Source organism: Thioalkalivibrio sp. ALJ15, assembly GCF_000383695.1.
Classification (GTDB): domain Bacteria; phylum Pseudomonadota; class Gammaproteobacteria; order Ectothiorhodospirales; family Ectothiorhodospiraceae; genus Thioalkalivibrio.
The window spans coordinates 107,336-126,709 of the sequence record NZ_KB912060.1; the positions used below are offsets into that span (position 1 = coordinate 107,336).

The window sequence follows — 19,374 nt, forward strand, 5'->3', positions numbered from 1 at the left end:
TTCCGTCGAGGCGACGGCGCGGCGAAGACACGAAGGAACAGGCTTTTAGGAACGCACCTGCGCCCTCGACCGTTGCCCGCCGCACGGTCGCAGGATGAATCACCGCCAGGCCGGTCTCCGGGCTTGCGAGCGTCGGAGGATGCCGACCGGCAGACGCCTTCCCGGGCACAGGACCCAGTGGCCAGTCTGCCGAGCGATTTACCGCTCGCTTACCGTTGCGGGGGCAGCGCCGGACTTGCACCAGCTTCCCGTTTCACCTGCCAACTGCAGGCACCTGACGAAAGCGGAGCATGATACGCGCTCAGGGTGCCCCCGACCAATTTGGGCACCAAACCATCTTGCCCTTGCTGCTATGATGAGGCGCTTTCGCTGCCCGTGCGGCGCCCCGAAAACACGGTATTGTTTACGTTACGAACAATCCACAACAGTCGGATTTTTAATGACTTTCACTTCCCTCAAACGCCAGTTAACGGCCCTTGCCGCGCTACTCCTGTGCGCGGGGCCGACACTGGCCGAACCGGTCACGGTGACCGACGATGACGATCGCGAGGTCACGCTCGACCGGCCCGCCGAACGTATCGTCAGCCTGGCCCCGCACATCACGGAAGTCCTGTTCGCCGTCGGCGCCGGAGAGCAGCTGGTCGGCGTCACGCAGCACAGCGACTTCCCGCCGGAGGCGGAGATGATCCCGCGAGTCGGTGGCTACAGCCGCATCGACCTGGAACGCGTGGTCGAAATGGACCCGGACCTGGTGGTCGCCTGGCGCAGTGGCAACTCCAGCTCGCAGATCGAGCGCCTGCGCGATCTGAGGCTGACCGTCTATGTCTCGGAACCGCGCAGTTTCGAGGGCGTGGCCACCAGCATGCGTCGCATGGCGCAGCTGGCCGGTACCGAGGAACGCGGCGAGGAGGCGGTGCAGGCCTTTCTCGACGAGATCGAGACGTTGCGGCTGGACTATTCCGACCGTGACCCGGTCCCGCTGTTCTACCAGGTCTGGGAACAGCCCCTGATGACGGTCAACGACGATCACCTGATCGGCGAGGCCATCCGCCTGTGCGGGGGCAAGAACGTGTTCGGCCACCTGGACCGCCTGGTGCCGCGCATGGACCGCGAGGCCGTGATCGAGGCCGATCCGGAGGTGATCATCGGCGGCGGCATGGGCGAGGACCGGCCGGACTGGGTAATTGCCTGGGAACAATGGGAGGACATGACTGCGGTGCAGCGCGCCAACCTGTTCTTTATCCCGCCGTCGCTGCTCCAGCGTCACACGCCGCGGATTGCCGAAGGGACCCGGCTGATGTGCGAAGAGCTGGAACGGGCCCGTTCACGCCGGGACGACTGACCAGCCGTGACGCGCTCCTTCCTCCTCGCCACGGGGGTCCTGCTCCCGGCGTCGCTGCTTGCGATCCTGATCGCGCTGGCCTATGGCAGCGTCGCCATTGCTCCCGGCGACCTGCTCGCGGTGATTCAGGGCGAAGGGAGCCGCCTGCACAACACGCTGGTACTGGAACTGCGCCTGCCACGCGCCCTGGCCGCATTCGCCGCCGGCGGGCTGCTGGGCGTCGCCGGTGCCCTGATGCAGGTGTTGCTGCGCAATCCGCTGGCCGATCCCTATGTGCTGGGCCTCTCCGGCGGGGCTTCGGTGGGTGCCCTGCTGGCCATGCTCGCGGGGCTGTCGATGTTCTCGGTCTCGGTCGCCGCATTCGCAGGCGCGCTGCTGTCCACGGTGATCGTGTTCGGCCTGGCGCACGGCACCGGCAGCTGGACGCCGACCCGATTGCTGCTGACCGGCGTGGTCGTGGCGGCCGGCTGGGGCGCCGTGATCAGCTTCCTGCTCGCCGTGAGCCCGACCGCGGAGCTGCCCGGGATGCTGTACTGGCTGATGGGCGATGTCTCCCACGCCCGCAACCCCTACCCCGCCTGGGGTGTGCTGGTGCTGGTCGTGTTGCTGGCCCTGCCGCTGGGACGGACGCTGAACGTGCTGGCGCGCGGCCCGATGCAGGCGGCCGCACTGGGCGTGGCCGTGCGGCCGGTGGAATGGACGATCTACGTCGCGGCGGCACTGATCACCGCCACGGCGGTCATGCAGGTCGGTGCGGTGGGCTTCGTCGGACTAATCGTGCCGCACATGCTCCGGCTGATCTTCGGCAACGACCAGCGCGTGATCCTGCCGGCCTCGGCACTCGGCGGCGGCATCCTGCTGACGCTGGCCGACACCCTCGCCCGTACGATGATCGCCCCGGAGCAGTTGCCCGTCGGCGTGATCACCGCGATGCTGGGCGTCCCCGTATTCCTGTTCCTGCTGTACCGGAGCCGCTGATGCCTCCGCACACTGCCGACCCCCAACGTCACGGCGACCCCCATGCGCCGGGTGCCGAGAGCGTGCACGAGGTGCCAGGGCCGGACACCCTGCTGGCCACCCACGATCTGGTCATCGACATCCCGGAACGCGCCAGCGGCTCACCCCTGGACCTGACCATCAACCCGGGACAGTGCTGGGGCATCCTCGGCCCGAACGGCGCGGGCAAGAGCACCCTGCTGCATACCCTGGCCGGGCTGCGCGCGGCCCGCACCGGAGAGATCCATGTGCAAGGCCGCCCGCTCCCTGAATACTCGCGAGCGCATCTGGCGCGCGAGCTAGGCCTGGTGTTTCAGAAGCACCACGACGGCTTCCCTGCAACAGTACTGGAGACGGCTCTGATCGGCCGCCACCCGTACCTGCGGCCCTGGGACATCGAGTCCGCCGAGGACTACGCCCAGGCCCGCGCCGCCCTGGCCCGCATGGATCTGGCGGAACTGGAGCACCGCCTGGTGGATACCCTGTCCGGTGGCGAGCGCCAGCGCCTGGCCATCGCCACCGTACTCACCCAGAACCCGCGGCTCCTGCTGCTGGACGAGCCCACCAGCCAGCTCGACCTGCACCACCAGGTGGCGGTGCTGGACCATATACGGGGCATCGCCCGGGACAACCGCGCCGCGATCCTGGTGCTGCACGACGTGAACCTGGCGGTACGCTACTGCGATCACCTGCTGCTGATGTTCCCCGACGGAAAGGCCTGCTGGGGCCCCACCCGAACCATGCTGGTGCCCTCCGCGCTGGAACGGCTGTACAACCAGCCGCTGAGCACCGGCGAGATCGACGGCCAGCCGGTCTTCATGCCGACCATCCCGTAACGAGGAATCCCGGTGGAATTCTTTCGCACCCTGCCCCTGCAAGCTGTCGCCGATTCCCTGCAGGCCGAGCTGACCGTACCGGCCCTGCCCCGGCTTTGCCCCGCCATTGACGCCCTTGTTGAAGAGACCGGGCCCGATGCCGGCGTCGTCTACTGCCTGTGGGGCGAGTTTCGTGTCCGGCGCGAGTGCATCAATGGCGGTGTGCGCTTCACCCTGCCGAGCTGCCCGAACGCCCTCGCCTGGACCCTGACGACCGGGCATCCGCCGAAGCCGGAGGCGGTCATGCTGCACCTGACCATCAACCGCCAGGAACACGACCCGGATTTCGTGGAGAGTCTTGAATTCTTTGCTGATAGCTGGCTCGAACTGACATCGCTGCAGCCGCCCCATGACAGGCCCTGACTGCAATTTTCTTTTGCTTTTATGGTCGGTATGGTTGCAGGGTTAATCAAGGGAAACACTGATGAATGTACACACTCGCGTTGGCACCCCAGGTTCTCCGAGACAAGGCGCGGTGCGCAGCCGGTAGTGGTTCTACCGGCAAGGGCCGCAACGCAGGATCGGGGAACCTGGGGTGCCAACCCCACAAGCCATTGAATGCAAGGGCTCGGCCGCTTTTGCGCGCGCACGGCGTTGCGGCTCCCTTGTGCAGAATGACTGCACGGCGGTCACCGCGCCTTGTTCGCACGCAAAAGCGACTCGAGCGCGAGCGTGTACATTCATCAGTGTTTCCCTAGGAGAAGTCATGACCCCCACACCGCCGGACAGCGTACGCACAGCCCACCCGACCCAGGACGGCGCGGGTGTGAAGATTCGCCGCATCCATGACTTTCGCGGCGGCCTGGATCCCTTCCTGATGCTGGACGAGCTGAAGGCCAGTGCGAAGGAGGACTACATCGGTGGTTTCCCCTCCCACCCGCATCGCGGGTTCGAGACGCTGACCTACCTCGTCCATGGCGGCCTGACCCACGAAGATTCGATGGGCAACCAGGGTCGTGTGGAGGCAGGCGAGGCGCAGTGGATGAGCGCCGGGCGCGGGGTCATCCACTCCGAGATGCCCCTGCTGGACTCGGACGGGCTGCACGGCTTCCAGCTCTGGGTGAACCTGCCGGCACGGCGCAAGATGGACCCTCCGCGCTACCGCGACGTGCGCGCCGACGCGATGCGCCACCTGCCGGAAGACGACGGCCCGCTGCACTTCAAGGCGATCGCCGGCTCCTGGCAAACCAGCGCCGGGGATACCGAAGGCCCGCTGGATCAGATCGGCGAAGGTGCGGCCATGGCGGACCTGAGCCTGCCCGCGGGCTACCGCCTGTCGCTGGCCGTCCAGCTGGAAGACCGGGTGCTCGCCTATGTCTATGACGGCGAGCTCACTGGTCTGAAGACGGGCCAAATGGGCACCTGGAGCGGGCAGACGCAGATCCACCTGATCGCACAGCAGGACGCGCGAGTGCTGCTGTTCAAGGGCCGCCCGCTGGGCGAACCGATCGCCCACTACGGCCCGTTCGTGATGAACACCCCCGACGAGATCGAGCAGGCGATCAGCGACTACCAGTCCGGCCAGCTCGCGGCCGAACCGGCCAGCATCGACTGATCCGGCAGGGTCTGACTCTGGCAGGGGCTTTCGCGGGCAAGCCCGCTCCCACAGACTTCAGGGTAGCGCCGGGTAAAAGTCATCGCTCTACCCACTGCCCCCTGTGGGAGCCGCCTTGGCGGCGAAGCCCCTGCCCACGCCGGCCCAGTCACCCGCCCGCTAGTCACTCGCCTCGTTGCCGTCCTCGCGCGCCCAGCCCATCGTACGCTTTACGGCCTTCTTCCAGCCCCGGTAGTAGCGGTCGCGGGTGGCCGCATCCATCTGCGGCTCGAATACCCGGTCCAGCTGGCTGTTTTGCTCCAGTTCGTCGCGCGTCCAGAAGCCCACGGCCAGACCGGCCAGATAGGCGGCCCCCAAGGCGGTGGACTCCGTGACCATCGGGCGTTCGACATTGACTCCGAGCATGTCGGCCTGGAACTGCATCATCACGTTGTTGGCGACGGCACCGCCGTCGACCCGCAGGCCCTTCAGCGCGATGCCGGAGTCCTGCTCCATCGCGTCGATCACGTCCTTCGTCTGATAGGCCAGCGAGTCCAGCGTGGCGCGGGTGATGTGTTCCTTGCGCGTACCGCGCGTCAACCCGAAGATGGCCCCGCGGGCATACATGTCCCAGTACGGCGCCCCGAGCCCCGCAAATGCGGGGACGACATACACACCATCGGAGTCCTCCACCTTGCTCGCGTAGTATTCCGAGTCCTCGGCCGAGTCGATCAGCTTGAGCTCGTCGCGCAGCCACTGAATCGCGGCACCGGCGATGAAAATGGAGCCCTCCAGCGCATACTCGACCTGGCCATCGACGCTCCAGGCGACGGTCGTGAGCAGGCCCGAGTGCGAAGCGACCGGCTCGATGCCGGTGTTCATCAGGAGAAAGCAGCCTGTGCCATAGGTGTTCTTGGCCATGCCGCGCTCGAAGCAGGTCTGCCCGAAGAGCGCCGCATGCTGGTCGCCGGCAACGCCCGCGATGGGGATCTCGTTGGCACCGAACATCTCGGTTCCCGTATGGCCCAGCACTTCGCTGGAGGCACGGACCTCGGGCAGCATGGCCCGCGGGATCTCCAGCTCATCCAACAGCGTGTCATCCCAGTCCAGTTCGTGGATGTTGAACAACTGCGTGCGCGAGGCGTTGGAGACATCCGTCACATGCCGCTCGCCGCGGGTGAGATTCCAGATCAGCCAGGTATCCATGGTGCCAAACAGCAGCTCGCCACGCTCCGCGCGCTCGCGCGCACCGTCTACATGGTCGAGCAGCCAGCGCAGCTTGGTTCCGGAAAAGTAGGCATCCACCACCAGACCAGTGCGACTGCGGATCGTCTCCTCCAGCCCGCGCGCCTTCAGCTCGTCGCAGAAACTGGCGGTGCGCCGGTCCTGCCAGACGATAGCGGGGTGGATCGGCTTGCCCGTCTCGCGGTCCCAGACCACGGTGGTCTCGCGCTGGTTGGTGATGCCGATGGCCGCGAGCTGGGCCGGCTTGATGCCGCGGGTCTCCAGCACCTCGCGTGCGGCCCCGATCTGGGTGCCCCAGATCTCCATCGCGTCGTGCTCGACCCAGCCGGGCTGCGGGTAGTGCTGGGTAAACTCGCGCTGGGCGACGCCGATGATCGACGCATCACGATCGAACAGGATCGCCCGGCAGCTGGTCGTGCCCTGGTCCAGGGCCAGGATGTACTCGCCGTCCATGCTCCCTCCTCGTGCAGCGGGGGTTCCGGCGCGGCGCACCCGCGCGGTGTCAGCCCGCCTCGATCAGTTCGACGGTATTGCCGTCCGGGTCACGGACGAACGCGGCTGGCCGCCCCGACTGGCTGCGCTCGGCCGGGTGCCCGGCGTTCTCCAGGCGCTGCAGCAAAGCTTCCAGACCACGCACGCGCAGGGCCAGGTGGCGATCGCGACCGCCGCGCACGCCGCGTTCGGTGGCATCCGGGTTGGGCACACCAAGCAGGTGCAGGGTCTGCCCGCTGCCCAGGTCATACCAGAGCCCCGGAAAACCGAGATCCGGACGCTCCACGGGGCGCAGCCCCAGGATCTCGCCATAGAACCGCGCGGACGCCTCGAGATCGGCGATCACGACACTGACGTGATCCAGACCCAGCACACTGGGGGATCGAGCCGCCGTCATACCTGCATCAGCCCCGAAGAAGGCTCTAGCAGCACCACCGCCTGCGCCGCAACCCCTTCTCCGCGCCCGGTGAAGCCCAGACGCTCGGTGGTCGTCGCCTTCACATTCACCGCACCCGCCATCAGCCCCAGGTCCGCAGCGATGTGGTCCTCCATCGCCGCCACATGCGGGGCCATCTTCGGTGCCTGGGCGATCACGGTCGCATCCACATTTACCGGGCGCCACCCGGCCTCCTGGACCCGGCGCAGGGTCTCGCGCAGAAGGTCGCGGCTGTTCGCCCCACGAAAGCGCTCGTCGGTATCGGGAAAGTGGCGGCCGATATCCCCCAGGCCCGCGGCCCCGAACAGGGCATCGCAAATCGCGTGCAGCAGGACATCGCCATCGGAATGCGCGACAAAGCCGTGATCGAACGGGATGCGCACACCGCCCAGGATCAGATGATCGCCCGGCCCGAAGGCGTGCACGTCGAAGCCCTGCCCCACGCGCATGCGGCTCATGGCCGGAACCCCCCGTCCAGTCGCCCCTGCTGCATCAGGTACAGCTGGGCCAGCTCCAGATCCTCGGCCCGGGTGATCTTGATGTTCATCATCGAGCCCTCGATCAGACGCGGACGGGCGCCATGCCATTCGATGGCGCTGGCCTCGTCGGTCACCGGGTGACCGGCCTCGCGCGCGGCGCGATTCGCCTCCCGCAGCATGCCCAGGCGGAACATCTGTGGTGTCAGCGCGCGCCAGACGCGCGCGCGTTCCAGCGTGCGCTCGACGCGCCCATCCTGGTCACTCCACTTGACCGTATCCGTGCTGGGCGTGGCCAGCAGACCGCCCACCGGATCGTCCCGCAGCGCGTTCAGAAGGTGGTCCAGATCCGCGCGTGGCAGACAGGGGCGCGCGGCATCGTGCACCAGCACCCAGTCATCGGGGGCCGCGCGTTCCTGCAGGAAGTCGAGTCCGTTCTGGACCGAATCCGCCCGCTCGGCCCCGCCGGCCACGCGAAACAGGCGCCCGCCCGCCGTTGGAAGATCCAGCGCGTCCGGATCCACATCCGGCCCCAGCACCAGGACCACACCGCGAATGCGCGGGTGCTCCAGAAAGATCGACAGGGTATGCGACAGGATGGTGCGTGACCCCAGCGTCAGGAACTGCTTGGGTCGATCGGAGCCCATGCGCCGGCCCACGCCGGCCGCCGGGATCAGGGTCCAGTAGGCGGGTTCCGCGGAGGGGTTGTTGGTGTCGGGATCAGCCATCAAACGGATCCTCGGGTGGCAGCGTATCGGTTGCCGGCTCGCGTTCGCGGTCCGGGATCTCGGCGGGCCCCGGGGACACATCCCGCGCCGGGTCTGGCAACGGCTCCGGCACTGGACGCCGGTCGTCGTCCTCGCCGACCACAAAGAAGAAGATCTCGTCTTCGCGGATCATGCCCAGGTCGCGGCGGGCGCGTTCTTCCACCGCATCGGTACCGGTACGCAGGTCGTGTACCTCGGCCTCCAGCGCCTGATTGCGTTGCTCCAGCTCGGCGTTGGCCGCACGCTGCTCCTCTACCTGCTCGCGCAGGTCGCGTACATCGCGCCAGCTGCCCTCTCCCAGCCACAGCGGCCACTGCAACAGCAGTAGCAGCACCGCCAGACCGATCAGCAACCAGCGCATCAGCGATTCCCGCGGCCGGTCGCCACGGCCAGCCGCCAGGGAGAGAGTCGAGCTTCCATGCCCGGCATTCTACGGCCCCTTGGCCGCCGGGCACAGGAGACGCTCTGCAGGCTGAGAACCCAACCCGCGACAAACGCAACAATCGCGGATTATCGCCGGATGTTGAAGGCATCCATGCCGGGATAACGCGCCCGGGATCCCAGATGCTCCTCGATCCGGATCAGCTGGTTGTACTTGGCCACGCGATCCGAGCGCGAGAGCGAACCGGTCTTGATCTGGCCAACCCCGGTGGCTACCGCCAGATCGGCGATGGTCACGTCCTCGGTCTCGCCGGAGCGATGCGAGATCACCGCCGTGTACTTCGCCTGGCGCGCCAGCTCGATGGCCTCCAGGGTCTCGGTTACGGTGCCGATCTGGTTCAGCTTGATCAGGATCGAGTTGGCCACGCCCTTGTCGATCCCTTCCTGCAGGATCTGCGTATTGGTCACGAACAGGTCGTCGCCGACCAGCTGCACGCGGTCACCGAGACGCTCGGTGAGGACCTTCCAGCCATCCCAGTCGTCCTCGCCCATGCCGTCCTCGATGGTCAGGATCGGGTACTGGTCGACCCAGTGGGCAAGGTACTCGCTGAACTCGTCGGCGGAGAAGGCCTTGCCTTCGGAGTCAAGATGGTAACGGCCATCGCGATAGAACTCGGAACTGGCACAGTCCAGGCCCAGCCAGATGTCCTGCCCGGCCTTGAAGCCCGCCTTGTGGATGGCCTCGAGGATCACTTCGATCGCGGCCGAGTTGGACGGCAGATCCGGGGCGAAGCCGCCCTCGTCCCCCACGCCCGTCCCCAGGCTGCGCTGACCCAGCACCTTCTTCAGGGCATGGAACACCTCGGCGCCGTAGCGCACGGCCTCACGCACGGAGTCCGCGCCCACCGGCAGGATCATGAACTCCTGCATGTCGACGCTGTTGTCGGCGTGGGCGCCGCCGTTGATGATGTTCATCATCGGCACGGGCAGCAGGGTCGCCTGCTCGCCGCCCATGGACTCGAACAGCGGCTGCTCGCGATCCGCCGCCTGTGCATGCGCGGCCGCCATCGAGACTGCCAGCAGCGCGTTCGCACCCAGGCGCGACTTGTTCTCGGTGCCGTCCAGCTCAAGCATGCGGCGGTCCACCGCCGTCTGGTCCAGCTCCATGCCACGCAGGGCGTCGCGGATCTCGCCATTCACATGGCCCACGGCCTTCTGCACGCCCTTGCCGCCATAGCGCGGCTCGTCATCGCGCAGCTCCAGTGCCTCGCGGGCCCCCGTGGAGGCCCCCGACGGCACCGCGGCACGACCCATCGCGCCGGAATCCAGGACAACGTCGGCCTCGACCGTCGGGTTGCCCCGCGAGTCGATGATCTCGCGGGCATGAATCTCCGCAATCTGGGACATGCTTTCTCCTTGAAAAATAAACTCATCCGCCCCAAAGGTTGGAGGCGGAACTTAAATGAAACTCTTAAATAATCCTGCGCGAATCAACCCAGCCCGTACTCGGCCTCGGCAAACGGCTGCGCCTTGGCGGCCGTATCCAGCGCCTTGAGCGTGGTCAGCAGCTCCGCCATGCGCGGCAGCGGCCAGGCGTTGGGCCCATCCGAGAGGGCGCGCTCGGGATCCGGATGGGTCTCCATGAACAGACCCGACACCCCGGAGGCGACGGCCGCCCGCGCCAGCACGGGGACATACTCTCGCTGCCCACCAGAGGTCGCGCCCTGCCCGCCCGGCTGCTGGACCGAGTGCGTGGCGTCGAACACCACCGGGCAACCGGTCTGGCGCATCTGGGCCAGACCCCGCATGTCCGAGATCAGCGTGTTGTAGCCGAAGGAGACGCCGCGTTCACAGACCATGATCTGGCCGTTGCCGGCCTCGCGCGCCTTGTCCACGACATTGCCCATATCCCAGGGCGCCAGGAACTGGCCCTTCTTAATGTTCACCGGGCGCCCCTGGCGCGCGACATTCTGGATGAAGTTCGTCTGCCGGCACAGGAACGCGGGCGTTTGCAGCACGTCCACCACGGCCGCGACCTCGTCCAGCGGGGTGTCCTCGTGGACATCGGTCAGCACCGGGACTCCCAACTGCTGCTTCACCTGTTCCAGGATGCGCAGGCCCTCTTCGATGCCCGGACCACGGAAACTCTTCGTCGACGAGCGATTGGCCTTGTCGAACGAGGACTTGTAGATAAACGGGATGCCCAGTTCGTCGGTGATCGCCTTGAGCGCACCCGCGGTCTCCAGGGCCATCGCCTCGGATTCGATCACGCAGGGGCCGGCAATCAGAAAAAAGGGCCGATCGAGGCCGACTTCAAAACCGCAAAGCTGCATGCAATGTCCTGTCTGGCGACCGCCACCCTCCGGGTACGGCCGCAAAGCGCCGTCATACGGCGCGTTAGGCAAACACTAGTCCGTCAGCGCCGTCGTGGTCTCCGGCTCGCGCTCGTCCTGATAGGTCCGCGCGGCACGGATGAAACCGGTAAACAGCGGATGCCCGTCGCGCGGGGTCGAGGTGAACTCCGGATGGAACTGGCAACCGATGAACCACGGGTGGCCCGGCAGCTCCACCGCCTCGACCAGTTCGCCAGACTCGGACACACCCGAGATGCGCAGGCCCGCTGCCTCCAGCCGTTCGCGATAGGCGTTGTTGAACTCGAAGCGGTGGCGATGGCGCTCGCTGACATCTTCGCGGCCATAGGCCTCCGCAATCCGCGAACCCGGGGCCAGTCGCGCGGACTGTGCCCCCAGACGCATCGTGCCGCCGAGATCGCTCTCGGCATCGCGCCGTTCGATGCGGCCCTCGCGGTCCTGCCACTCGGTAATCAGGGCAATCACCGGGTGCGGGGTATCCGGGGCAAACTCCGTACTGTGCGCGCCTTCGAGGCCGGCCTGATCACGGGCGAACTCGATCACCGCAACCTGCATGCCCAGACAGATACCCAGGTAGGGCACGCCGTGCTCGCGCGCATAGCGCACGGCCGCGATCTTGCCTTCCACACCGCGCTCGCCAAAGCCACCGGGCACCAGGATCGCGTCCAGACCTTCCATCTCCCCCTGGATCTCGGCATCCGCGCCTTCGAGCTTTTCCGAATCGAGATAGCGAATACGCACCCGCGTCCCGACCTGTACGCCGGCATGGGTCAGCGCCTCGTTCACGGACTTGTAGGACTCGGTGAGATCGACGTACTTGCCGATCATGCCGACGGTGACCTCGGATTCCGGGAACTCCATGGCGTTGACCACGTGCTTCCAGTCCGACAGGTCCGCCTGCGGCGCCTCGATATGCAGCTTGCGCAGCACGATCTCGTCGAGCTTCTGCGAATGCAGCCACAGCGGGATCTTGTAGATGTTGTCCACGTCAACCGCAGAAATGACCGCCTTCTCCTCGACGTTGGTGAACAGCGCAATCTTGCGCCGCTCGCCCTCGGGGATCGCCTGGGTCGAACGGCACAGCAGGATATCCGGCTGGATCCCGATCGAGCGCAGCTCCTTGACCGAGTGCTGCGTGGGCTTTGTCTTGATCTCGCCGGCGGCGGCAATAAAGGGCACCAGGGTCAGGTGCATGAACAGGGCATTTTCGTGCCCCAGCTCCACGCCCATCTGGCGGATCGCCTCGAGGAACGGCAGGGACTCGATATCGCCCACCGTGCCACCGATCTCGATCAGCGCGATGTCGGCATCGCCCGCACCCTCGCGGATCGAGCGCTTGATCTCGTCGGTGATATGCGGGATCACCTGCACCGTACCGCCCAGGTAGTCGCCGCGGCGCTCCTTGCGGATCACGTTCTCGTAGATCTGCCCGGTGGTGAAATTATTGCGCCGCGAGGTGCGGATGCGCACAAAGCGCTCGTAATGCCCCAGGTCCAGGTCCGTCTCCGCGCCGTCGTCGGTCACGAAGACCTCGCCGTGCTGGAACGGGCTCATGGTGCCCGGATCGACGTTGATATAGGGGTCGAGCTTGAGCAGCGTCACCTTGAGGCCGCGCGCCTCCAGGATGGCCCCCAGCGAGGCGGATGCAATGCCTTTGCCCAGAGACGAAACCACGCCTCCGGTAATGAATACATAACGCGTCATGCGGGAAACCTGGCTAGGGAATTACGGTAGCCCCGCTCATACGGCTCACGGGCGGCTCAGATCGGCCGAAATGCTACCAGAGAGCCCCTGACGGCTCAATCGGCCGCCGCACCACGCGGCATGTTTTTCGCGTCCGCCGCGAGCGGCCGGAAGGCCACCAGCGTCATGTCGTCACGCCGTGGCTCGCCGCCGCGATAATCCTCCAGTACGCGGACCACGGAATCGATCTTGGCGGCCAGGTCACGCGGGGACTTTTCCGCCAGCACGTGGCGCAGGCGACGGCGCCCGAACAGTCGGGGCGGCTCGCCACCCACATGGTCGTGGGCTCCGTCGGTAATCAGGAAGAACTCCATGCCCGGCTCGACCGCCACCACATGATCCACCGGCTGCGCGGGCTCCAGGCTGCGATACCCCAGCCCACCGCGGACGCCGCGAATCTCTTCCACCTGTCCCGCACGATCCATGATCAGCGGCAGCCCCACGCCGGCAAAGGTCAGGGTCCGGGCATCCGGGTCATAGACGCACACCGCCGCCTCCAATCCGTCGTCGGAATCCGAGTCCTGACCGTCCTGGCGCAGGCGCGAGCGCACCAGCCGATCCATCTCGCGCAGGATTGCCGACGGCTCCAGGAGCCGGTGTTCATGCAGGATGCGATCCAGCGCCGAGGCCAGCACCAGGGTAATGAATGCCCCGGGGACGCCATGCCCGGTACAGTCCGCGGCCACCAGCACGCTGCGCCCGTCGATGGCCTCCAGCCAGAAGTAGTCGCCCCCGACCAGGTGCAGCGGCTCCCAGTAGACCTGCACCTCGTCCAGGTGTCCGTCCAGGGCGTGCTTGTCCGGAAGCATCGCGGTCTGGATGCGCCGCGCATAGCGGATGCTCTCCACCACAAGGCGGTTGCTGCGCTCGAGTTCGCGGTTGGCCTCATCGACCCGCGCAAGCGCACGTTCCGTCTCCAGCTTCTCGGCCTCCAGCTCGCGGGTACGCTCGACCACGCGGCGCTCCAGGTCCTCGTTCAGGGCCTTCAGCTCGCCCCGCGCACCATCCCGCGCATCAAGGCCCTGCTGAAAGGCATTCAGGAGGCGGTCGAGCGAGCGGTCCAGGGCACCGAGCTCGTCATCCGCATGGTGGCCCATGCTGGGGCGCGGCCACTGGGCCGGATGGTCGGGATCGGTACCCGCCACGGCTCGGGAGATGCGCAGCATCGGGCGCAGCATGAGGCCGTAGAACAGCAGTACGACGACCAGCGAGACGATCACCGCCTGCACCACGCTGGTGATCACGCTATTGCGCAGACGCTCGATCAGGGCTGCAGCCAGCACATCGGGGGCGAGCTCCACACGCAGCATCCCCACTGCACCATTGGTTTCGCGCAGGTCCGGGTGGAGCAGTTCGCGCTCGTGCTGGCGATCCGCCCCGAACAGGCGTTCCCCAAGCCAGGAGGCGCCGCCACCTTCGCGTTCCACCTCGGCCAAGGTGCGCCCGAAGTCGTCGAGTATCTCGGCGCGGTGGATCTCGTCAAAGGCCTGCAGGCCCGCCACCAGTGATTCCGCCTGATCGGCATTCAGCTGATAGGCCGCCTCGGCCGCGGGAGGAGCCACCAGCCGTTGCAGCCGTTCGATCTGTTCCAGGGTGTCCGCGCGAAAGGCGCGCGAGTCGGCCGCGATCACATAGGCGCTCGCCAGCAGGCTGAGCGCCAGTGCAACCAGCAGGGTCGCGAGCGCCAGCTTCGCGACCAGGCTGCGGCTGCGCGCCGGGCCGGGCTCTGTCATACAGGCTCGCCGTGGAACTGGACCTCGACGCGATTACGGCCTTCGTTTTTCGCGCGGTAAAGCAGATCATCCGCCGCCGCGACCAGCGCCCCGGCATCCGGCCAGCGTTCGGTCGTCACGACGAGACCGATCGAGACCTCCAGATGCAGCGGTTCGCCCTTCCAGCGCGGGATCGTCTGCTCGACACTGGTGCGGATGCGCTCCGCCAAGCTCATGGCCGCATCAAGCTCGAGGTCCGCGGCCACCACCAGGAACTCCTCGCCCCCCATGCGCCCGGCGTACTGATCGGCGCCGAGCTCGCCGCGGAGGATCTCGGCGAAGCTCTGCAGGGCGTAATCCCCGGCGGCATGGCCATGGGTGTCATTCAGGGCTTTGAAGTCGTCGAGGTCGAGCATCATCACAGTGAGCGAGCGGGCCTGATCGCCCACCGTTTCGGCCAGCCCCTCAACACAGTCCATTACCCGGCGCCGCGAGAACAGCCCGGTCAGGGCATCCTCCAGCGCCAGGCGCTCGAGCTCGGCCGTCAGGCGCTCGCGCTCGCGCACCTCGTCGGACAGTGCACCGTTGAGCTGCTCCAGGTGGGTGGCCTGCTCGCGCAGCTGACGGTTGGCGGCCTGCAGGTCCAGCTGCATCCGATCACTCATGCGCATCATGCGGCGCTGAACGCGATAACTCTCTGAATAGGCCTTGGCGAGCATGCGCACGCCCTCGGCCACATCGTCCAGCGCCTCCAGCATCTGCTCGGAGCGCTGCATGATCTGCTTCTCCTGCTCGAACAGAGAGAAGTCGGCAAGCGCTTCCGGATCGTCGCCGTCGCGTGCGGTCGCTGGCACCGGCACTGGCTGCTTGGGGTCGTGAGAGGCGTTCATGATGTCGGGCACATGCGGTAGTCCGCGTGGGCAAAGTCCTCGGAAAAGTCCTCGCCGAATTCTTCCATCGTCTCGTCGTCTTCGTGGTAGCACCAGTTGATGCGCACGTTGATGCCGGCCTCGGCGGCGTCTTCGAGGATCTGAAAGAGGTTCATCAGCGCCTTCGCGGTCGAGCTGTTGAAGTAGATCATCTCGACGCTGAACTCCAGCGACTCGCTGGCCCGCTCCTGGACCGCCTGTCGCAGGCCCTGGGTCAGGGGTCCATAGAAGCTCGCGGCGTCTTCCGGGTAGGACTCGCCGGAAATGCGGTAATGCCCCGCCGCGAAATCGAACAGGACCTCCGGGGTGCGGTCCGTTGCCTCGTGTCGAATGGGGTCCAGTGCTGCCATCAGATGTAGGCCTTCAGTACAAAGTAGGAATACGCGTCGGAGAGGTGCTCGAAGTCGAACTGGATCGGCTCGCTGGCTCGGCGGGCGATCTCGATCAGCCCGATGCTGCCCCCCTTGCTGCCCTCGTCCGGCGGCTCGCGCAGCTTTTCCTTGTAGAAGCGCCGCAGGGCCTCGTTGTCCATCCCCTGAAGCTCGCTCAGCCGGCTGCCCAGAGTATCCGCGTCTTCGCGGGCGATGATATTGCCGCAGATCACGAAGAACCGGCCTTTTTCGGAGCCGACCGTAATCATGCCGGAGCTCAGCTCCACCGGGGGTTCCGCCGCGTGCTCGATCCGTTCGGCCGAGTAGCGAATGATGTTCTGCACCTGCTCGACGAACACCGAGAACACTCGGTTTACGGTCTTGTTGTCCGTCGACTCCAGCCGGATCTTCTGACGCAGGGCGTCGCCCAGCGCCTTCAGGATGCCTTCGGAGATATAGCCGGTGAACGAAAAGATAATGCCGCGCCGGGTCATGTTGCGCTGAAAATCCAGCACCTCCTCGGCGATCAGGCCACCGCGATCCGCTTCGCGCTGCGTGGCGAACTCAGTCATTCGCGTCTCCGTTACGTTCGAGTACTTCGCTGACGATCGCTGCGTAGCGGCCATCCTCGCGCATGGCATCCAGCGCGGCCTGGAGGCGGTCCAGCCGATCGCGATCGGTATCCGGGTGGCAGGCGAGCGACATCACCGTGTCGTTGAAGGCAAACAGCGAGCGCAGTTCGCCGATCTCTTCCAGACGCGCGTACCAGGGTGCGAGGTGCTCGCCACTGACCCAGACGTCAATCCGGCCGGCCGCGAGCTTGCGCGCGTTCAGGCGGTCATTGGGGGCGGTATCGATCTCAATCCCCCGGGCCTCGACATACAACGCAACGGCGTCGTCGCGATAACCACCCACTCGATAGTCGTGAAGGTCATCGAGCGACTCCGCTGCGACGTCGGAGCCCTCAAGGGCATAGGCATGCCACTGATTCTCCACCAGCGGGCCTACCCACTCGAAGAGCTCTTCGCGTTCCGGGGTCCGCGTCGTGGAGAACACGCAGGTATCGGGGTTCGACTGCGCCTCGGCGTAGGCACGACTCCAGGGCAGCAAACGGATCTCCGCCTCGATCCCGGTTTCCTCGAGCAGCTGGTTCATCACGCGCACAGAGATACCGTCAAGCCCGCCTTCCGGCGTCTCGAAGTTAAATGGCGGATAACTCTCGGTGGCCAGGTTGAGGGTTCCGCCCTGTGCCGTTGCCATACCCAGCAACGCGAACACACAAGCGATACCCCGGACATACGCCCTGGTCTGCCGGCTGATGGTTCTCACACCCCGGCCCCTCAAAAGTATGACGAAGTTCAAGCATTGGCTTTTCCGCTCGCCCCGTCAACTGCAAGGGGACTACAGGTTTTGAACGGATCACCATCCATCAGACCTGCCACCTTCAGGGACTCAGGTCTCCATCCGACCAGAGAATGGCCACGACGAGCCCATCCGACCGCCGCCTGACCAACGGCAGGTGCTCGCGTTCCCATGGCGGGATCCCCCGCTCCTGAAGCCGCTTTTTCAAGGGTCGGCGGCCCGCTGGCGTCACCACGGTTTCCCCACCCCGGCGAGAACCGACCTCCAGCGCCTCCTGCGCGTCCACACCCAGGGCCACCAGCGCTGCGCGCTCCAGCATGCGACCATCCGGGAGCGTCAGGCGCGCATGCCCCGGCGGCCAGGGGATCACGTCACCTGGCACGGCCGACTTTGCATCCGGGGCTTCGGCACAAATCGTTCCGCGATAAACGCCCATCCAGCCATCCGCCCAGCGCAGCTCCGGATTCCGGTCCGGCGCGTGGACCTCCAGTTGCCGACAGAACTCCTCCAGCCGCGCATGGCCCGGCGGTCGCAGGCCCTGCGCGCGCAGCCAGGCCCGCAATCGCGCGCGTCGAGCGGGCCGGTCCAGCTCGGCCAGCGAGGCCAGCTCGAGCGAGGCCTCATCCGGAATGCGTTCATCCTCCAGGCTCTCCAGGCGGTCGACGGCCTCGCGCTGCCAGCGGGCGCTGCGCGCCAGGGAGGCATGAACAGGGAAGCGCTCCGCCAGACGCGGGAGGATCTCGCGGCGCAGGAAATTGCGATCGAAGCGGGTGTCGTCATTGCTTGGGTCGTCGTACCAACCGAGCCCCGCCGCTTCTGCGTAGTCCGCGATGGCCTCGCCCGGGACCTCCAGCAACGGTCTCCCCAACCAGGTGTCCCCTTCGCGACGCAGTACCCGCATGCCCTGAAGGCCCTCCGGACCGCTCCCGCGCAGCGCGGCGAGCAAAAAGGTCTCGGCCTGGTCGTCGGCATGCTGGGCGGTCAGGATCAGGTCCCGCCCCCCGAGGCCCTCGCGCAGGGCCGTGTAGCGTGAACGGCGCGCTGCGGCCTCCGGCCCCTCGGAGGCATCATCAAGAACGGTCACCTTGCGTACGGTCAGCGCTACATCCAGCGCCTCGGCAACGCGTACACAGAACGCCGCCTGCGCATCGGCATCCGGTCGCAGACCGTGATTCACATGCCAGGCCTCAAGCCCTTGAGGGCGCAGTCGCGCGAGCGCGTGCAGCAATACAGAGGAGTCGCGGCCGCCGCTAAAGGCGACGCGCAAAGAAGCGAAGTCCGGGTGGTCCTGCAAAAAGGCCCGCATGGCGACCATCACCGGGTGGGTGTGATCCCCCACCCGGCCCGGTGTCTCAGGAAGTGGCTTCCTGGAAGGCACCGTAGTCCATCAGGCGGCGGTAACGCCGATCCAGCCGCTTGGCCGGGTCCAGCGCCTCCAGGCCATCAAGGGTTTCCAGCAGCGCCGAGCGCAGGTGTGCCGACATCGTCTCCGGATCGCGATGGGCCCCGCCCAGTGGCTCGGAGACGATGCGATCGACCAGCCCCAGATCGTGCAGCCGTTGCGAGGTAATGCCCAGCGCCTCCGCTGCCTCGGACGCGCGTTCGGCACTCTTCCAGAGAATGGAGGCACAGCCTTCCGGCGAGATGACCGAGTAGGTCGAGTACTGCAGCATCAGCGTGGCATCCCCGACCCCGATCGCCAGCGCGCCGCCGGAGCCGCCCTCGCCGATCACGGTCGCGATGATCGGGGTATCCAGCCGCGCCATCACCATCAGGTTGCGGGCGATCGCCTCGCTCTGGCCGCGCTCCTCGGCACCCACGCCCGGATAGGCACCCGGGGTGTCGATGAACGTAAGGACCGGCAGCCGAAAACGCTCGGCCGTCTCCATCAGCCGCAGGGCCTTGCGGTAGCCCTCCGGGCGCGGCATCCCGAAGTTGCGGTAGACCTTCTCGCGCGTCTGGCGACCTTTCTGATGGCCGATGATCATTACCGGGCGCCCGTCGAGGCGGGCCACGCCCCCCACGATGGCCGGATCATCCGCGTAGGTCCGGTCACCGTGCAGCTCCTCGAACTCGTCGAACAACTGCGGGATGTAGTCCAGCGTGTACGGGCGCTTGGGATGACGCGACATCTGCGCCACCTGCCAGGGGGTGAGCTTGGCGAAGATGCTCTCCGTCAGCGAACGGCACTTCTCCTCCAGCCGCTGGATCTCTTCCTGGATGTTGACCTCGGCATCGTCACCCACATAGCGCAGATCCCGAATCTTGGCTTCCAGTTCGGCAATGGGCTGTTCGAAGTCGAGAAAATCCGGATTCATGCAGGGTCCCGCGTCGGAAAGAT

At 66.5% G+C, this 19,374-nt stretch carries 20 protein-coding genes and 1 riboswitch; of the genes, 5 read left to right on the forward strand and 15 right to left on the reverse strand.

Annotated elements, in window-relative coordinates; translation table 11 throughout:
* Positions 1 to 90: 90 nt before the first annotated feature.
* A riboswitch (cobalamin riboswitch) is annotated at positions 91 to 293 on the reverse strand.
* Positions 294 to 439: 146 nt separating this feature from the next.
* From G015_RS0111790 to G015_RS0111810, 5 genes are all read left to right on the forward strand, one after another.
* A complete protein-coding gene (locus G015_RS0111790; RefSeq protein WP_020146782.1) occupies positions 440 to 1,342 on the forward strand; it encodes a cobalamin-binding protein in 903 nt (300 codons plus the stop codon).
* Between the two features lie 6 nt (positions 1,343 to 1,348).
* Positions 1,349 to 2,320 (forward strand): iron ABC transporter permease, encoded by a 972-nt coding sequence (locus G015_RS0111795; protein WP_018139649.1) that lies wholly within the window; start codon positions 1,349 to 1,351, stop codon positions 2,318 to 2,320.
* Positions 2,320 to 3,174, forward strand: a complete 855-nt coding sequence (locus G015_RS0111800; RefSeq protein WP_020146783.1) for an ABC transporter ATP-binding protein — start codon at positions 2,320 to 2,322, stop codon at positions 3,172 to 3,174. Before G015_RS0111795 ends, G015_RS0111800 begins: the two co-directional genes overlap by 1 nt.
* 12 nt (positions 3,175 to 3,186) lie before the next feature.
* The gene (locus tag G015_RS0111805; protein ID WP_018139647.1) at positions 3,187 to 3,576 is read left to right on the forward strand and encodes a hypothetical protein; all 390 of its coding nucleotides are present in this window, start codon (positions 3,187 to 3,189) and stop codon (positions 3,574 to 3,576) included.
* Between the two features lie 343 nt (positions 3,577 to 3,919).
* On the forward strand, positions 3,920 to 4,768 hold the full coding sequence (locus G015_RS0111810) for a pirin family protein (protein WP_018994225.1): 849 nt from the start codon (positions 3,920 to 3,922) through the stop codon (positions 4,766 to 4,768).
* A gap of 159 nt (positions 4,769 to 4,927) precedes the next feature.
* Here the strand turns inward: G015_RS0111810 and glpK are convergent, their stop codons facing one another.
* The 15 genes from glpK to G015_RS0111885 form a co-directional block, all read right to left on the reverse strand.
* Entirely contained in the window at positions 4,928 to 6,445 is a 1,518-nt protein-coding gene (glpK, locus tag G015_RS0111815; RefSeq protein WP_020146784.1) for a glycerol kinase GlpK, read from the reverse strand.
* Positions 6,446 to 6,494: 49 nt separating this feature from the next.
* A complete protein-coding gene (locus tag G015_RS0111820) occupies positions 6,495 to 6,881 on the reverse strand; it encodes a VOC family protein (protein WP_028490926.1) in 387 nt (128 codons plus the stop codon).
* Positions 6,878 to 7,378 (reverse strand): 2-C-methyl-D-erythritol 2,4-cyclodiphosphate synthase, encoded by a 501-nt coding sequence (gene ispF, locus G015_RS0111825; RefSeq protein WP_018173950.1) that lies wholly within the window; start codon positions 7,376 to 7,378, stop codon positions 6,878 to 6,880. Before ispF ends, G015_RS0111820 begins: the two co-directional genes overlap by 4 nt.
* Positions 7,375 to 8,124, reverse strand: coding sequence for a 2-C-methyl-D-erythritol 4-phosphate cytidylyltransferase (gene ispD, locus G015_RS0111830; RefSeq protein ID WP_020146786.1), 750 nt, complete (start codon positions 8,122 to 8,124; stop codon positions 7,375 to 7,377). The genes ispF and ispD overlap by 4 nt, the downstream gene beginning before the upstream one ends.
* Positions 8,117 to 8,524, reverse strand: coding sequence for a cell division protein FtsB (gene ftsB / locus G015_RS0111835; RefSeq protein WP_018139641.1), 408 nt, complete (start codon positions 8,522 to 8,524; stop codon positions 8,117 to 8,119). Before ftsB ends, ispD begins: the two co-directional genes overlap by 8 nt.
* Positions 8,525 to 8,673: 149 nt before the next feature.
* Positions 8,674 to 9,951: a phosphopyruvate hydratase gene (eno, locus tag G015_RS0111840; RefSeq protein ID WP_020146787.1), complete on the reverse strand. Its 1,278-nt coding sequence runs from the start codon at positions 9,949 to 9,951 to the stop codon at positions 8,674 to 8,676.
* 83 nt (positions 9,952 to 10,034) lie between these two features.
* Entirely contained in the window at positions 10,035 to 10,877 is an 843-nt protein-coding gene (kdsA, locus tag G015_RS0111845; protein WP_018994229.1) for a 3-deoxy-8-phosphooctulonate synthase, read from the reverse strand.
* Positions 10,878 to 10,952: 75 nt separating this feature from the next.
* Positions 10,953 to 12,620, reverse strand: a complete 1,668-nt coding sequence (locus G015_RS0111850; protein ID WP_018139638.1) for a CTP synthase — start codon at positions 12,618 to 12,620, stop codon at positions 10,953 to 10,955.
* Between the two features lie 95 nt (positions 12,621 to 12,715).
* Complete coding sequence (locus G015_RS0111855; RefSeq protein WP_020146788.1) at positions 12,716 to 14,392, reverse strand: PP2C family protein-serine/threonine phosphatase; 1,677 nt, start codon at positions 14,390 to 14,392, stop codon at positions 12,716 to 12,718.
* Entirely contained in the window at positions 14,389 to 15,261 is an 873-nt protein-coding gene (locus G015_RS0111860; RefSeq protein ID WP_051080509.1) for a GGDEF domain-containing protein, read from the reverse strand. The genes G015_RS0111855 and G015_RS0111860 overlap by 4 nt, the downstream gene beginning before the upstream one ends.
* A complete protein-coding gene (locus G015_RS0111865; protein ID WP_018139635.1) occupies positions 15,258 to 15,650 on the reverse strand; it encodes a DUF1987 domain-containing protein in 393 nt (130 codons plus the stop codon). Before G015_RS0111865 ends, G015_RS0111860 begins: the two co-directional genes overlap by 4 nt.
* Complete coding sequence (locus G015_RS0111870; protein ID WP_018139634.1) at positions 15,650 to 16,243, reverse strand: SiaB family protein kinase; 594 nt, start codon at positions 16,241 to 16,243, stop codon at positions 15,650 to 15,652. The genes G015_RS0111865 and G015_RS0111870 overlap by 1 nt, the downstream gene beginning before the upstream one ends.
* A complete protein-coding gene (locus G015_RS0111875; protein ID WP_019592657.1) occupies positions 16,236 to 16,931 on the reverse strand; it encodes an ABC transporter substrate-binding protein in 696 nt (231 codons plus the stop codon). The genes G015_RS0111870 and G015_RS0111875 overlap by 8 nt, the downstream gene beginning before the upstream one ends.
* A gap of 184 nt (positions 16,932 to 17,115) precedes the next feature.
* Positions 17,116 to 18,372, reverse strand: coding sequence for a tRNA lysidine(34) synthetase TilS (gene tilS, locus G015_RS0111880; RefSeq protein ID WP_020146789.1), 1,257 nt, complete (start codon positions 18,370 to 18,372; stop codon positions 17,116 to 17,118).
* A 13-nt stretch (positions 18,373 to 18,385) separates the two neighbouring features.
* A complete protein-coding gene (locus G015_RS0111885) occupies positions 18,386 to 19,351 on the reverse strand; it encodes an acetyl-CoA carboxylase carboxyltransferase subunit alpha (RefSeq protein WP_018139631.1) in 966 nt (321 codons plus the stop codon).
* Positions 19,352 to 19,374: the final 23 nt, after the last annotated feature.